Annotated in this window: 14 protein-coding genes and 1 tRNA gene; 7 read left to right on the top strand and 8 right to left on the bottom strand. The window is 63.1% G+C overall.

Annotated elements, in window-relative coordinates; translation table 11 throughout:
* Nucleotides 1-137: 137 nt before the first annotated feature.
* Nucleotides 138-512 (bottom strand): membrane protein insertion efficiency factor YidD, encoded by a 375-nt coding sequence (yidD, locus tag NKI25_RS12285; RefSeq protein WP_352454656.1) that lies wholly within the window; start codon nucleotides 510-512, stop codon nucleotides 138-140.
* Between the two features lie 79 nt (nucleotides 513-591).
* Nucleotides 592-759 (bottom strand): hypothetical protein, encoded by a 168-nt coding sequence (locus NKI25_RS12280; RefSeq protein ID WP_198023609.1) that lies wholly within the window; start codon nucleotides 757-759, stop codon nucleotides 592-594.
* A gap of 91 nt (nucleotides 760-850) precedes the next feature.
* Between NKI25_RS12280 and NKI25_RS12275 the strand changes: the two genes are divergently transcribed.
* Nucleotides 851-1765 carry a LysR substrate-binding domain-containing protein gene (locus NKI25_RS12275; RefSeq protein WP_352998523.1) on the top strand — a complete coding sequence of 305 codons (915 nt, stop codon included), beginning with the start codon at nucleotides 851-853 and terminating at the stop codon, nucleotides 1763-1765.
* Here the strand turns inward: NKI25_RS12275 and NKI25_RS12270 are convergent.
* Nucleotides 1762-2208 carry an iron-sulfur cluster assembly scaffold protein gene (locus tag NKI25_RS12270; protein ID WP_023678879.1) on the bottom strand — a complete coding sequence of 149 codons (447 nt, stop codon included), beginning with the start codon at nucleotides 2206-2208 and terminating at the stop codon, nucleotides 1762-1764. The two genes, NKI25_RS12275 and NKI25_RS12270, sit on opposite strands and share 4 nt — an antisense overlap.
* A 240-nt stretch (nucleotides 2209-2448) precedes the next feature.
* Between NKI25_RS12270 and folE the strand changes: the two genes are divergently transcribed.
* From folE to NKI25_RS12255, 3 genes are all read left to right on the top strand, one after another.
* Complete coding sequence (gene folE / locus NKI25_RS12265; protein ID WP_023678880.1) at nucleotides 2449-3111, top strand: GTP cyclohydrolase I FolE; 663 nt, start codon at nucleotides 2449-2451, stop codon at nucleotides 3109-3111.
* Nucleotides 3112-3121: 10 nt separating this feature from the next.
* Nucleotides 3122-3592, top strand: a complete 471-nt coding sequence (gene hisI / locus NKI25_RS12260) for a phosphoribosyl-AMP cyclohydrolase (protein ID WP_352568834.1) — start codon at nucleotides 3122-3124, stop codon at nucleotides 3590-3592.
* An 84-nt stretch (nucleotides 3593-3676) separates the two neighbouring features.
* Nucleotides 3677-4648 carry a patatin family protein gene (locus NKI25_RS12255; RefSeq protein ID WP_352998522.1) on the top strand — a complete coding sequence of 324 codons (972 nt, stop codon included), beginning with the start codon at nucleotides 3677-3679 and terminating at the stop codon, nucleotides 4646-4648.
* A 19-nt stretch (nucleotides 4649-4667) separates the two neighbouring features.
* Here the strand turns inward: NKI25_RS12255 and recJ are convergent, their stop codons facing one another.
* The 5 genes from recJ to NKI25_RS12230 form a co-directional block, all read right to left on the bottom strand.
* Nucleotides 4668-6452 (bottom strand): single-stranded-DNA-specific exonuclease RecJ, encoded by a 1785-nt coding sequence (recJ, locus tag NKI25_RS12250; RefSeq protein WP_352998521.1) that lies wholly within the window; start codon nucleotides 6450-6452, stop codon nucleotides 4668-4670.
* 60 nt (nucleotides 6453-6512) lie between these two features.
* Nucleotides 6513-7496, bottom strand: coding sequence for a class II fructose-bisphosphatase (gene glpX, locus NKI25_RS12245; protein ID WP_352998520.1), 984 nt, complete (start codon nucleotides 7494-7496; stop codon nucleotides 6513-6515).
* A 202-nt stretch (nucleotides 7497-7698) separates the two neighbouring features.
* Nucleotides 7699-9012, bottom strand: coding sequence for a homoserine dehydrogenase (locus NKI25_RS12240; RefSeq protein ID WP_352454459.1), 1314 nt, complete (start codon nucleotides 9010-9012; stop codon nucleotides 7699-7701).
* A 40-nt stretch (nucleotides 9013-9052) separates the two neighbouring features.
* The gene (locus NKI25_RS12235) at nucleotides 9053-10270 is read right to left on the bottom strand and encodes an LL-diaminopimelate aminotransferase (protein WP_352647807.1); all 1218 of its coding nucleotides are present in this window, start codon (nucleotides 10268-10270) and stop codon (nucleotides 9053-9055) included.
* 40 nt (nucleotides 10271-10310) lie between these two features.
* Nucleotides 10311-10697, bottom strand: coding sequence for a hypothetical protein (locus NKI25_RS12230; protein WP_352587928.1), 387 nt, complete (start codon nucleotides 10695-10697; stop codon nucleotides 10311-10313).
* A gap of 97 nt (nucleotides 10698-10794) precedes the next feature.
* Between NKI25_RS12230 and phaC the strand changes: the two genes are divergently transcribed.
* The 3 genes from phaC to NKI25_RS12215 all read left to right on the top strand — a co-directional run bounded on the left by phaC (nucleotide 10795) and on the right by NKI25_RS12215 (nucleotide 14319).
* Entirely contained in the window at nucleotides 10795-12630 is a 1836-nt protein-coding gene (gene phaC / locus NKI25_RS12225) for a class I poly(R)-hydroxyalkanoic acid synthase (protein WP_352568837.1), read from the top strand.
* 327 nt (nucleotides 12631-12957) lie between these two features.
* On the top strand, nucleotides 12958-14070 hold the full coding sequence (locus NKI25_RS12220) for a YcbK family protein (RefSeq protein WP_352998538.1): 1113 nt from the start codon (nucleotides 12958-12960) through the stop codon (nucleotides 14068-14070).
* 174 nt (nucleotides 14071-14244) lie between these two features.
* A tRNA-Glu gene (locus NKI25_RS12215) sits at nucleotides 14245-14319 on the top strand.
* Nucleotides 14320-14376: the final 57 nt, after the last annotated feature.

The raw sequence follows: 14376 nt of genomic DNA, 5'->3' as shown, positions 1-14376 counted from the left end.
TCTCCTGAAGGGTGTCAGGAGCGGCTTAGCGAGGTGTCTTGTCTCGATTTTGTCTCAAATGCGCTATGTCAGCGCAAGCTGCGGTTAACCCTAACAGATCGTAAAAAGCGATCCCTTTGTGCACCGCACAGCTGCGGTCAACTGTCCAGGTCGCCACGTTTTTTCCCGATCCGCCAGTACCGCCATGGCGTGAACCAGAGGTAGCGATCAGCCAGTGCCTCAGGCACCCGGTCGATGCCGTGCGTGCCGAACGGTCCGCAGCGCAGCACCCGGAAAAACCCCATCCAGCCGCCGGCCCACAGCCCGTGGCGGGCGATCGCTTCGTGCGCGTATTCGGAACAGGTCGGCAGATGCCGGCAGGAATTGCCGACGAAGCCGGACAGCGTCAGCTGGTAGAGTCGGACAAGCGACGTGCCGAAGACGCGGCCCGGCGTCTTGCGCCACGGGCCGGGCCAATTGCGTCCTTGTCGAATCGGTCTGGCGCCGTGCGCTTGCCGATGTTGGCCGACCACCGCAGTCTCCACATCGCGTTTCCCTACGCGATAGATGTGCGCATCGGGCCAGGAACGCAATGCCGTTCCGGCAATCCCGTCATGGCCTGGTACGGCGAACCGGGTAGCGGTCGGGCGTCGGCTTCCGACATACGGCGACGCTGGTCGGCGGCCTCTCCTCGCACCAATCCCTATGCGGTTTCTCGTCGTACCACTGAAACGTCGCGATCCGCACGACATCGCCCAGAATGTTGAGAAACTGGATCACGGCGGCACTCCTTGAGCACCGATTAGAGCGCCGCTGGCCTTGCTCTTCAAACGAGTATAACGTCCACGTCAGATAACTCTGAGTTATGCGAATGAAGCGCGGACACCTCCCCCTGACGGCTCTCAGAAGCTTCGAAGCAGCCGGTCGTCACCTGAGCTTCAGCCGTGCGGCCGAGGAGCTTTATGTTTCGCAGGCGGCGATCAGCCGACAGATCCGCGAGCTCGAAACCTTCCTGCGCCAACCTTTGTTCTTCCGCCATCATCGCCGCGTCGAGTTGACCGACACCGGCCGGCGGCTGCTCGATCAGTTGGTCAGAAGTTTCGAGGGCATCGACAGGCTGCTTTCGAAATTGACGGCAGCCCCGACGCAGTCCGTGGTACGTGTCAGCGTCGAGCCATCGCTTGCATCCGTATGGCTGGTGCCGCGGCTCAACCGGTTTCGCGAGTTGCGACCCGACATCGACGTTTCCCTTGAGGTCGACCCGAGGTTGATAGAGTTTCGCAGCGATCAGCCCGAACTTGCCCTACGTTTCAGTGCGCACGCCAACTCATGGCCACGCAGCGAAGCCGAACAGCTTGCCGCGGTCGTCGATTCCCCAGTTCTGTCGCCGGCACTTCTTGCATCCGGCCCAGCTCTGGAAAAGCCGATCGACCTTGGTCGCTATACATTGCTGCACGAAGAAAACCGTCAGGCTTGGGCGCGCTGGTTCGAAGCGGCGGGCGTGACGGCTGATGCCGTGCCTGCGCGCGGCCCGATGCTGGCCGATGCTTCGCTTTCAAAGCAGGCAGCCTTGCTTGGACATGGTGTCGCGCTGGGCGATCTTTTGCAGATCGGCGAAGAACTTGCGTCCGGCGCGCTGATCAAGCCTTTCGACATCGACGTCGCGTCGGGCGCCTATTGGCTAGTGGCCAGAAGGCTGAATGACCTTTCCGAGCCAGCCAGGGCTTTTGCCGACTGGGTCCGGGCGGAATTCGCCGAAAGCCGGCGTTTTCTCGCGAAGGTTTAAGCTGCCTCTTCCGCCCGCTTCTTTTCGATCTGGCCGATCGCGTCGACCACTGCGTCGAAGGTCAGCATGGTCGAGGCGTGGCGCGCCTTATAGTCGCGCACCGGCTCCAGGTATTTCAGGTCGGCGAAGCGGCCTTCGGGCGGCGGGCCATTTTCCTTCAGCATCTTCAGCATCGTCTCGCGCACGCTGCGCAATTCTTCTGCACTGGCGCCGACGACATGCTGCGCCATGATCGAAGACGACGCCTGGCCAAGCGCACAGGCTTTCACGTCATGCGCGAAATCGCTGACGACGCCGTCATCCATCTTCAGATCGACGGTCACCGTCGAGCCACACAGTTTGGAATGTGCTCGTGCGGTTGCGTCGGGCCGGTCGAGCCGGCCGATCCGTGCGATATTTCCGGCAAAACCCAGAATTTTCGCATTGTAGACATCGTCGATCATATTTTTCCAATCCGTCGCCGCCCAGCGAACAGCGATTGCCGCTCTGGCGTCTTCCTTTCGCTCGGCACGAACATATATAATGGCGGTAGTCGGGTATCGACAAGGCGACCACAAACCTCGTCATGCCCAAATCTGTTCACGCCACTTACGGGCTGGAAACCGGGCGAGTTTCTAACACCCGAAAGGTCGTGGTCCGTTCAACTCGTTCCTCCTGAGAGAGGAACTACGGGAGACGCCTTTATGGACGCCGTTATCAAGAAACTCATGCCGCAGTCGGCCTATATGGAAAAGCCGGTCACCGACCGGCCAAGCGAGGCCGAAGTCGAAGCCGCGGTGCGCACCTTGCTGCGCTGGACCGGCGACAACCCTGACCGCGAGGGTCTGATCGACACGCCGAAGCGCGTCACTAAGGCGTTCCGCGAAATGTTCAACGGCTACGACATGTGTCCGGCCGAGGAACTCGGCCGCACCTTCGAGGAAGTCGCCGGCTACGATGACCTCGTGATCGTCAAGGACATCACGTTCCACTCGCATTGCGAGCACCACATGGTGCCGATCATCGGCAAGGCACATGTCGGCTATCTGCCGGACGGCAAGGTCGTCGGCCTGTCCAAGATCGCCCGCGTCGTCGACATCTTCGCCCATCGTCTGCAGACCCAGGAAGCGATGACGGCGCAGATTGCCGGGGTCATCCAGGACGTGCTCAATCCGCGTGGCGTCGCCGTCATGCTCGAGGCCGAGCATATGTGCATGGCCATGCGCGGTATCCGCAAACAGGGCTCCACCACGCTGACCTCGACCTTCACCGGCGTCTTCAAGGATACACCCGAAGAGCAGGTCCGCTTCGTCACCATGGTGCGCGGCGGCGGAACTGATCAGACCCGCCCCACCTTAGTTAAATAAGGACCGGCGAATGTCGGCATTGGAGTTCCCGAAAGCTCCCTCAGACAAGAAGGCGCTTGAGGAAGGCACGGTCCTTTCGCCGCGCTTCGATGCCGGCGGCCTCGTCACCGCCGTCGTCACCGATGCCGAAGACGGCATGCTGCTGATGGTCGCGCACATGAATGCCGAGGCGCTGGCGCTGACGCTCGAGACCGGCATCGCGCACTACTGGTCGCGTTCGCGCAACGCGCTGTGGAAGAAGGGCGAAACCTCGGGCAATGTCCAGGAGGTTGTCGAGATGCTCACGGATTGTGACCAGGACGCGATATGGTTGCGCGTCAAAGTGCTGGGTCACCAAGCAACTTGTCACACCGGCCGACGTTCATGCTTTTATCGGACGGTGGGGCTGAGCGATGGCAAAGGGACACTTGCCAGCGACGGCAGCAAGCCACTGTTCGATGCGGAAAAAACGTATCGAAAGCGCAATACACCATCAATATGAACCATTCGCAGCACTTCAGCCACGTATATTCATGATTTCGATACGGCCCGCCTATAGGATGGCCGTGGGACAAGGGAGATTGTGATGCTCGACTGGGCGTCATTGCGCAACAGACCTGACGTTCGGGAGGGCAATGGCCTCTCCTCGGCCGCGGGCGCATCCGAAACCAAATCTCCGGGCAAAACAGGGATTTCGCTGGCATTGGGCGGCGGCTGTGCGCGCGGCTGGGCGCATATCGGCGTGCTGCGCGCGCTTGACGAAGCCGGCATCGAAGTGTCGATGATCGCCGGCACCTCGATCGGCGCGCTGGTCGGCGGCTGCTATGTTGCCGGCAAGCTTGACGAGCTGGAAGAATTCGCGCGCAGCCTGACCAGGCGGCGCATTTTTGGCCTTCTCGACCTCAATCTACGCGGCAGCGGCCTGTTCGGTGGCATGAAGCTCGATGCGCGGCTGCGCGAGCACATAGCCGGCATCCGCTTCGAGGACCTGCCAAAACCATTCGTCTGCGTCGCTTCGGAAATCCGCACCGGCCATGAGATCTGGCTGTCGAGCGGCTCGTTGAGCACCGCAATGCGCGCCTCCTACGCGCTGCCCGGCGTGTTCGAGCCGGTCGCCTGCAATGGGCGCGTGCTGGTTGACGGCGCACTGGTCAATCCGGTGCCGGTCTCGGTCTGCCGTGCCTACGAGCAGCCGCTCGTAGTTGCGGTGAACCTTCACTACGATCTGTTCGGCCGCGCCGCGGTGATCAAGCACAATGCCGGCGAGCTGGTCATCGAGAAAGACGCGCCGAGGGCCGGCCACGCCGATCCCGAACGCCAGTCGCGCGAGACGCGGCTCGGCATTACCGGCGTCATGGTCGAGGCCTTCAACATCATCCAGGACCGCATTTCGCGCGCCAGGCTGGCCGGCGACCCGCCGGACATATCGCTGCAGCCGAAGCTCAGCCATATCGGCCTGACCGAATTCCACCGCGCCGACGAAGCGATCCGTATCGGCTACCAGGCAACGATGGCGCAGATCGGCGACCTGACCCGGCTGCAGACCGTCCTCGCTTAGGCAGGGCGGCAGCGAGCTCTCAGGCAAGCGCCGCGTCGACGATGCGGAACTGCACCGTGCGGTTGCCGTTCCAGTGATTGCCCGACAATGAGCCGGCGACGTGCACCGGTTTGCCCCTGTTCTTGAACAGGAATTCGCCGAGCGCAGTATCGACGGCGCGAAAGGCGATCGCCTGGATGCGGCCGCCACTTTCCGACTGCAGGTCGGCGCGGATATGGTTGCTGCCGACCGCCCGCGCATCGACAAGCCGGTGGCGCGGCAGCGCGAACACCGGCGCGACATGCCCGGCGCCGAACGGCCCTGCCCTCTCTAGTGCATCGAGCAGCCCAAGCGTGGCGCCCTCGGCGGCTAGCGCACCGTCGATCGCCAGGCTCTCCTCGCCTTGCAGCCGGAATACATCCACCGCCGCGCGCTCTTCGAAGAAAGCCCTGAGTTCGCCGAGCTTCGCCCGCTCGACAGTGATGCCGGCCGCCATTCCGTGGCCGCCGCCCTTGACGATAAGTCCGGCATCGGCAGCCTCGCGCACCAGCCGGCCGAGGTCGAAGCCAGACACTGAACGGCCTGAACCGGTACCGACACCATTGACGTTGAAGGCGATGGCAAATGCGGGCCGGCGCGCATGGTCCTTGAGCCGCGAGGCAAGCAGGCCGACAATGCCCGGGTGCCAGTTGCTGCTGGCTGTGACCACGATGGCCGGACCATTGCCGCCGGCAAGCTCGGCGTCGGCCTCTGAGCGCGCCGCGGCCAGCATCTCCTGCTCCATCGACTGCCGCTCCTGGTTGAGCCGATCCAGCGTCTCGGCGATGGTGCGGGCTTCGACCGGGTCGTCGGTTGCAAGCAGGCGGCTGCCAAGTGCTGCGTCGCCGATGCGCCCGCCGGCGTTGATGCGCGGACCGATCAGAAAGGCCAGATGGAACGTGTTGATCGGCTCGCCGATACGCGAGACCCGCGCCAACGCCGCCAGCCCTTCGTTCCTCTGCTGCCGCGCAACCTGCAGCCCCTTGACAACGAAGGCGCGGTTGATGCCGGTGAGCGGCACCACGTCGCAGACGGTGCCAAGCGCTACCAGATCGAGCAGGCCAAGCAGGTCAGGCGGTGCGGCATCCGGCAGGCGGCTGCGCAGAATCTTCGCGGTCTGCACCAGGCAAAGGAAGACGACACCGGCGGCACAAAGATGACCTTGGCCGGAAAGGTCGTCCTCGCGATTGGGGTTGACGACCGCAGTCGCCGCCGGCAACGGCCCGCCGACCTGATGGTGATCGAGCACCACGACGTCGGCGCCGACGGCCTTCGCCGCGTCGATGGAAGCAGCACTATTGGTGCCGCAATCGACGGTGACGATCAGCGTCGCGCCGCGCGAAACGAGTTCGCGCATCGCTTCCGGATTGGGGCCGTAGCCCTCGAAGATGCGGTCCGGTATGTAGATCTCCGACGGCACCGAGAAATGCGCGAGAAAGCGCTTGAGCAGCGCCGATGAGGCGGCGCCGTCGACATCGTAGTCGCCAAAGATCGCCACCTTTTCCCTGGCCATCACCGCCTGGGCGATGCGAGAGGCGGCCTTGTCCATGTCGGTCAGCGATGCCGGGTCGGGCAGCAGGTTGCGGATGGTCGGATCCAGAAACTGCTCGGTCTGCTCGGCGGTGACGCCACGCCCGGCCAGCACGCGTGCCACGATATCGGGCACGCCATACCCTTGCGCGATGGCGAGCGCGGCCATGTCCTGACGCTCGGTCAGCCGGTGTTCCCAGGAAACGCCGGTGGCCGACTGCCTGACATCGAGGAAAAAGCGTCTTTCCCCCGTCACGTGACGCGCCGTCTGCAATTTGTCATTGCGCACAGTATGCAACGGCTAACTGAGTCGAAATCAAAACTTTTCCAGATCCTGGTGCCTGGCCTTGATTTCGCGCACGGTCCGCGATGACGATCGCAGGACGATCGTGTGCGTGGTGATGAAATTGCGGCCGAACTTGACGCCGGCCAGCATATTGCCGTCGGTGACGCCGGTCGCGGCAAACAGCACGTCGCCGCGTGCCATGTCTTGCGTGTGGTAGATCCGTTTAGGGTCGGAGATGCCCATCTTGGCGGCGCGCGCCAGCTTTTCCGGCGTATCGAGGATCAACTTGCCCTGCATCTGGCCACCGGTGCAGCGCAAGGCGGCAGCTGCGAGCACGCCTTCCGGCGCGCCGCCGGTGCCGAGATAGATGTCGATGCCGGTCTCGTCCGGGTCGGTGGTATGGATGACCCCGGCGACATCACCATCGCCGATCAGACGAATTGCGGCTCCGGTCGCCCGCACGGCTTCGATCAAGGCGCCATGGCGCGGCCGGTCGAGAATACAGGCGGTGATCTCCGCCACCGGCACGCCCTTGGCCCTGGCGAGGCTGGCGATGTTTTCGGCCGGCGAGGCATCGATGTCGATGATGCCGTCGGCATAGCCCGCGCCGATCGCGATCTTGTCCATATAGACGTCCGGCGCGAACAAAAGGCTGCCTTTTTCGGCAATGGCGATAACGGCCAATGCGTTGGGCAGGTTCTTGGCGCAGATCGTCGTGCCTTCGAGCGGATCGAGCGCTATGTCGACAGCCGGGCCTTTGCCGGTGCCGACCTCCTCGCCGATATAGAGCATCGGCGCCTCGTCGCGCTCGCCCTCGCCGATCACCACCGCGCCGTTGATGGCAAGACGGTTGAGCTCCTGCCGCATGGCATCGACCGCGACCTGGTCGGCGGCTTTCTCGTCGCCACGTCCGCGCAATTTGGCGGCCGCGACCGCGGCGCGTTCGGTGACGCGCACCAATTCCATGGTCAGTATCCGGTCGAGGCCGGCGACAATGTTCTGGGCCACATTCATCGATGGACAATCCTCGTTGGCAGTTTGTTTTTATTATGCATGTCGTTGTCCCAAAACCGCTGCACACTTTTGGGCGACATGCATTAGCCTCCCGCCAGAGACGCGCTTCTTGTGTCAAAGCCCCGTGACAACAGCAAGACCTGCGCTGGACCTTTTTGAAAGCGCAGCAATATCAATCGATTAAACGCAAAATGTGAGACTGCTATCCGGCCCGCTCGATGCGGATGACTTGCGGCTTGTCGGTCAGAAGGCTGTCCCTGGTGATGCCGTCGACGGCCTTGCGCACCGCCGCCTCGGTTGTCTCGTGGGTCACTAGGATGACGGTCTTCTGTGCCTCGGTTTCCGGCCCGGCGGCATGCTGGACGATCGATTCCAGCGAAATGTCGTTGTCGGCCATGCGCTTGGCTATTGCCGCGAAGACGCCGAGGCGGTCGTGTACGGTCAGCCGGATGAAATAACCGCCAGCATGGCTGCGCATCTGCGCTTTCTTGTAAGGCTTCAATTCCTTCGCCGGCCGGCCGAAGACCGGACCATGCTGGAAGCCAGGCCGGCTCTTGGCGATGTCGGCAATGTCGCCGATCACCGCCGACGCGGTGGCGTTGCCGCCGGCGCCAGGGCCGGAAAGCAGCAATTCGCCGAGGATGTCGGTTTCGATCGCCACCGCATTGGTGACGCCGTGCACCTGCGCGATGACCGAGGCCGTCGGCACCATGGTCGGGTGCACGCGCTGCTCGATGCCGCTTTCGGTGCGTTGGGCGACGCCAAGCAGCTTGATCCGGTAGCCGAGATCGCCGGCCGCGCGGATGTCGGCCTGGCTGATGTTGGAGATGCCTTCCATGTAGATATCGTTGGCGGCGATCTTCGTGCCGAAGGCAAGGCTGGTCAGGATCGACAGCTTGTGCGCGGTGTCGTGACCCTCGATGTCGAAGGTCGGGTCGGCTTCGGCATAGCCCAGCCGTTGCGCATCCTTCAGGCAGGCATCGAAAGACAGGCCCTCGGCTTCCATGCGCGTCAGAATGTAGTTGCAGGTACCGTTGAGGATGCCGAAAACGCGGGTCACCGAATTACCGGCCATCGCCTCGCGCATTGTCTTGATGACCGGAATGCCGCCGGCCACCGCCGCCTCGTAATTGAGCAGCACGCCTTTCCTCTCGGCGATCTCGGCCAATGCCACCCCGTGTTTGGCAAGCAACGCCTTGTTTGCGGTGACGACATGTCGGCCGGCCTCGAGCGCCGCTTTGACGGACGAGCGTGATGGGCCTTCGTCGCCGCCGATCAGCTCGACGAACACGTCGATCTCGGCGGTCTGCGCCATCTTGACGGCGTCGTCGAACCACTGTGCTGTGCCAAGATCAACGCCGCGGTCGCGTTTGGGATCGCGGGCCGAAACCGCCGACACGACGATGTCGCGCCCGCACTGCCGCGTCAGTTCGGCCGCCTTGTCGCGTAGCACGCGGGCCACCGACGCACCGACGGTGCCGAGCCCGGCAATTCCAACACGCAACGCTTCAGCCATGTCCGGCGACGCCCCATTCAGTCGGTTGATGTGTAGAAAATCAGCGATGCGCGGCGAGCGGCACGACGTTATTCGGCTGCTTGGCGCTGGATGCGAGGAAGCGCTTGATGTTGCGCGCCGCTTGCCGGATCCGGTGCTCGTTTTCGACCAGCGCGATGCGTACGTGATCGTCGCCATGCTCGCCGAAGCCGACGCCCGGCGCCACCGCGACGTCGGCGTGCTCGATCAGGAGCTTGGAGAATTCAAGCGAGCCCAGGTGCTTGAACGGCTCCGGGATCGGCGCCCAGGCGAACATCGAAGCCGCCGGTGCGGGAATGATCCAGCCGGCGCGGCTGAAAGCGTCGACCATGACATCGCGGCGTTTGCGGTAGACGTCGCGCACTTCGGCGATGTCGGCGCCGTCGCCGTTGAGTGCATGCGCCGCCGCCACCTGGATTGGCGTGAAGGCGCCGTAGTCGAGATAGGATTTCACTCGCGTCAGCGCCGAGATCAGCCGTTCATTGCCGACCGCAAAACCCATGCGCCAGCCCGGCATCGAAAAGGTCTTCGACATCGAGGTGAACTCGACGGCGACGTCTATGGCGCCCGGCACCTGCAGCACCGAAGGCGGCGGATTGCCGTCGAAATAGATCTCCGAATAGGCAAGATCCGACAGGATGATGATGTCGTTCTTCCTGGCGAAGGCCACCACCTCCTTGTAGAAATCGAGCGAAGCGACCAGTGCCGTCGGGTTGGACGGATAATTGAGGATCAGTGCCAGCGGCTTCGGGATCGAATGGCGGATGCCGCGCTCCAACGCCGGGATGAAGCCGTCGTCCGGCTCGACCTGCAGCGAGCGGATGACGCCGCCTGACATAATGAAGCCGAAGGCGTGGATCGGATAGGTCGGGTTGGGGCACAGGATCACATCGCCGGGGGCGGTGATCGCCTGCGCCATATTGGCAAAGCCCTCCTTCGAGCCGAGCGTCGCCACCACCTGGCTGTCCGGGTCGAGCTTCACACCGAAGCGGCGGGCATAGTAGTTGGCCTGGGCACGACGCAGGCCCGGAATGCCGCGCGACGACGAATAGCGGTGCGTGCGCGGATCGCGTACCACCTCGCAGAGTTTGTCGACGATGGCCTTGGGCGTCGGCAGGTCCGGATTGCCCATGCCAAGGTCGATGATGTCGGCGCCGCGCGAACGGGCGCTGGCCTTCAGCCGGTTGACCTGTTCGAAGACATAGGGCGGAAGCCGGCGGACCTTGTGAAATTCTTCCATGGCAGTTCCAGACAGTGAGGTTGCGGTCGCGCGTATAAGCTTATTTGCAACTAGGGTCGAGAGCGGGGTCGCATTTGCCTTCGATCTGCTTCAGCGCCTCGGCGCCGTGTTTTTTTGCCAGCTGGTCCAGCGCTGCCTGGTCCGCAACCTTGACGCCGCCGCCCTTGGCGGCCTGGCTCTGCTCCTCGGCCTTCAGTTGGGCGAGCTTGGCGTTCTTTTCCTCGTCGGTGAATTGCTCGGCCGCCACCTGCGGCCGGATGTTCAGGTTCGGATAGGAACCGGTGTCCTTCGCGCCGACAAGGCCGGTGGCGGGCGCTGCACCTTCTATGTTGCTGCTCGTGCAACCGGCCATCGCCAACATGACGAGCGCCATGCGGCAAAAACGACCAGTGCCGGAAAAAACGTTCTTGCCAATATTAATCGTCATATTGTTTTCCTGGCGGCCGGGTTAGAGCACATTGGACCCTGTTCGATATCCCATGGTAATATGTCAACAAAACGCTTCGGGAGGAACCCTGCGAACCATGTCCAAAACACCCGATTCGGGCAAAGCGGAAGATGACCAACCTTCGACCGTCGAGCAATATCTGGTGAAGGACCCGGAACGCTTCGCTCTGAACATGGCCCGCATGATCGAGCAGGCCGGCAAGGCCGCCTCGGCATGGGCCGAGCCGCGGGAAAAGGGCGAGGTGCGCGATCACGTCGCCGAGCCGGTCGTCGACATGGTGAAGACGTTCTCCAAGCTCACCGAGTACTGGCTCTCCGACCCGCAGCGCGCGCTGGAGGCGCAAACGCGGCTGTTTTCCGGCTACATGACCGTCTGGGCCAACGCCGTCCAGCGCATCGGCGCCGGCGCCGAGGACGCCGAGGACGCGGTCAAGCCCGAGCGCGGTGACAAGCGTTTCCAGGACCCGGAATGGGGCCGCAACGCCTTCTTCGATTTCCTCAAACAGGCGTATCTGGTCACCTCGCGCTGGGCGGCCGAACTGGTCGAGCACGCCGACGGCCTGGACGAGCACACCCGCCACAAGGCCGGCTTTTATGTCAAGCAGGTGTCCAATGCCATCTCGCCGTCGAATTTCATCCTGACCAATCCGGAATTGTTTCGCGAGACTGTCGCCTCGAACGGCGAAAACCTGGTGCGCGGCATGAAGATGCTGGCCGAGGACATTGCCGCCGGCAAGGGCGACCTGAAGCTGCGGCAGGCCGATTATTCGCCTTTCGAGATCGGCAAGAATCTCGCCACCACGCCGGGCAAGGTGGTCGGCCGCAGCGACGTCGCCGAAATCCTGCAATACGAACCGACTACCGACACCGTGCTCAAGCGGCCGCTGCTGATCTGCCCGCCATGGATCAACAAATACTACATCCTCGACCTCAACCCGCAAAAATCCTTCATTCGCTGGGCGGTCGAGCAAGGCCACACCGTCTTCGTCATCTCCTGGATCAACCCGGATGAGCGGCACGGCGCCAAGAGCTGGGAGGCCTATATCAGGGAGGGCCTGCAATACGGCCTCGACACGATCGAGAAGGCCACCGGCGAAAGGCAAGTCAACGCCATCGGCTATTGCGTCGGCGGCACGCTGTTGGCGGCAGCGCTGGCCTTGATGGCGCAGGAAGGCGACCACCGCATCAAATCGGCGACCTTCTTCACCACCCAGGTCGATTTCACCTATGCCGGCGATCTAAAAGTGTTCGTCGACGAGGAACAGGTCGCGGCCGTCGAAAAGGCGATGAACGAAAAAGGCTATCTCGACGGCACCAAGATGGCGACTGCATTCAACATGCTGCGCTCGGGCGACCTGATCTGGCCCTATGTCGTCAACAACTACATGCGCGGCAAGGATCCCCTGCCCTTCGACCTGCTCTACTGGAATGCCGATTCGACCCGCATGGGCGCTGCCAACCATTCCTTCTATTTGCGCAATTGCTATCTCGAGAACAGGCTTTCGCAAGGCATGATGGAACTGGCGGGCCGCACGGTTTCGCTGAAGGACGTTACCATGCCGGTCTACAACCTCGCCTCTAAGGAGGACCATATCGCGCCGGCGCTGTCGGTATTCCTCGGCTCGAAATATTTCGGCGGCGAGGTCGATTACGTCATGGCCGGCTCCGGCCACATCGCCGGGGTCGTCAATCCGCCGGCGGCGCAGAAATATCACTACTCGACCGGCGGCAAGCCGGCCGGCGACTTCGACCAGTGGCTCGCCGGGGCCACCGACCATCCCGGTTCCTGGTGGCCGCACTGGCAACGCTGGATCGAAGCCAGGGACAATACCCGCGTACCGGCCCGCAAACCGGGCGAGCATATGCAAGTTCTAGGCGAAGCCCCCGGCACCTATGTCAAGGTGCGCGTGTAACCATCTGTAATGTGTGGTGAGTTGACGCGCCGCCAAAAGCGGGCGAAATGGTGCCGTCAACCCTGAGCAGCCTTGATTCATCCTCTAGCCGCCAAATTACTTTGAGGCTTGCAGATTTGACACAGGTCTCGTTTCCGGTTCGGGGAACAAGGGTCATTTCGACGAGACGTTTCGACGCCGCGCCAATGACGAACCGGTCGGATATCGAGGGGGAATTTTGTTTTGAGATCAGCAGGATCGCGCCTCGCGAAGGGAGAAAGCCGCGCCATTGTGGCGGCGCTTTTCTCGGTGCTCCTGGCGTCCTGCACCTCGGCCGGCGACCCGACCATGTCGGTCGGCATGCCAGGCTATAATACCTCGGCTACCGAAATCAGCACGGCCGCCGGTGCGCCCCAGGCCAGCACGGCCGCATCATCGTCGCAGATGACGACCGCACAAATGACGATGAATGCCGACGGTGACGCCAACCTTCCCGAGCAGGTCGCCTATGTGCCGGTGGCCAAGCCAGGGGCCAAGCTCGACGCTGGCTTCCCGATCGCCGTCCCCACGGCAGCCGAGACGATCGCGGCACACACGCCGCAGCCGCTGCAACCAAACGCCCAGACGGCCGAACAGGCCGTGGCGCAGAACAGTGCTGATGCATCGAAGCCCGACGCCAAGGCCGCCGCGCCGGCGATGAACAACCCGGTCTATGTGACCGCCGGTGAGATGCCGCAGCCACAGGCCTACGCACCGAAGAAAAACTTCCTGGCCTCGCTGTTCAGCGCCACCCCCGCTTCGGCAGCATCGCCGGCCAACAGCAGATCGGGCGGGCAGCCAACGGTCATGCAGGCCAAGGCGACGCCTGCGGCAAAACCTACCGTGACCCTGGCTTCGGCCAACCCGGCTGAAAAGCCGGTGCAGCTGGTGTCGACGGGCGATACCAGCCACTTCACGGCCGATGCGCTGCCCGGCGTGCGACAGACGGCGCTGTTCGAGATCAAGCGCAAATCCGGCCTCGACGATGAGAGTGACGTCGATCTCAACGAAGACGAAGGTTCGGGTGGCGCCTACCAGGTCGCCTCCGCCGCCGGCCTTGCCCGGCTGGCGCCCAACGGCCTCCTGAAACAGAACGAAAGCGTCGATGTCGCCTGCTTGAAGCCGTCGCTGGTTCGCGTGCTGAAGACGATCGAAGGCCACTACGGCCGCAAGATGACGGTCACCTCCGGCTATCGCGATCCGGCCCGCAACCGCCGCGCCAACGGCGCCAAGAATTCGCTGCACATGTACTGCGCCGCCGCCGACATCCAGGTCCCCGGCGTCTCGAAGTGGGAACTGGCGAGCTACATCCGCACCATGCCGGGCCGCGGCGGCGTCGGCACCTACTGCCACACCGAATCCGTTCACGTCGATGTCGGACCGGAGCGCGACTGGAACTGGCGCTGCCGCAGGCGCGGCTAGGGCGAGGATCTTCCGTCACCGCGAAGGCCCTTCGGCGGCGTTGCATCATGCCGCAAAAACCAGCTTGGCTGTCGGAAAGACGCGGTTTGGAGCCAAAGGAAAAAAGTTGTCGCAGCCGGCGGCAGACGGGTTGCCGGTTTGTCGCGACGCAACTATAAGCGCTCACATCTGAGCGCGCCCATCGTCTAGCGGTCAGGACACCGCCCTTTCACGGCGGTAACAGGGGTTCGATTCCCCTTGGGCGTACCAGCATTTCAACTTGGCATTATGTCTATCGCCAGCGTGATGCTGCGCAAGCTTTGCTGG

Origin of the sequence: Mesorhizobium sp. M0808 (assembly GCF_040320025.1) — a bacterium.
GTDB lineage: Bacteria > Pseudomonadota > Alphaproteobacteria > Rhizobiales > Rhizobiaceae > Mesorhizobium.
The sequence above is the reverse complement of the archived record's forward strand: the minus strand, read 5'-3'. Positions and strand labels throughout refer to the sequence as shown.

Excerpts from the sequence above, each read along its gene's own strand:
- NKI25_RS12235 (WP_352647807.1), bottom strand. The coding sequence starts at position 10,270 with ATGGAAGAATTTCACAAGGTCCGCCGGCTTCCGCCCTATGTCTTCGAA.
- folE (WP_023678880.1), top strand. The coding sequence starts at position 2,449 with ATGGACGCCGTTATCAAGAAACTCATGCCGCAGTCGGCCTATATGGAA.
- phaC (WP_352568837.1), top strand. The coding sequence starts at position 10,795 with ATGTCCAAAACACCCGATTCGGGCAAAGCGGAAGATGACCAACCTTCG.
- NKI25_RS12270 (WP_023678879.1), bottom strand. The coding sequence starts at position 2,208 with ATGATCGACGATGTCTACAATGCGAAAATTCTGGGTTTTGCCGGAAAT.
- hisI (WP_352568834.1), top strand. The coding sequence starts at position 3,122 with ATGTCGGCATTGGAGTTCCCGAAAGCTCCCTCAGACAAGAAGGCGCTT.
- glpX (WP_352998520.1), bottom strand. The coding sequence starts at position 7,496 with ATGAATGTGGCCCAGAACATTGTCGCCGGCCTCGACCGGATACTGACC.
- NKI25_RS12275 (WP_352998523.1), top strand. The coding sequence starts at position 851 with ATGAAGCGCGGACACCTCCCCCTGACGGCTCTCAGAAGCTTCGAAGCA.
- NKI25_RS12230 (WP_352587928.1), bottom strand. The coding sequence starts at position 10,697 with ATGACGATTAATATTGGCAAGAACGTTTTTTCCGGCACTGGTCGTTTT.
- NKI25_RS12240 (WP_352454459.1), bottom strand. The coding sequence starts at position 9,012 with ATGGCTGAAGCGTTGCGTGTTGGAATTGCCGGGCTCGGCACCGTCGGT.
- NKI25_RS12255 (WP_352998522.1), top strand. The coding sequence starts at position 3,677 with ATGCTCGACTGGGCGTCATTGCGCAACAGACCTGACGTTCGGGAGGGC.
- NKI25_RS12220 (WP_352998538.1), top strand. The coding sequence starts at position 12,958 with ATGTCGGTCGGCATGCCAGGCTATAATACCTCGGCTACCGAAATCAGC.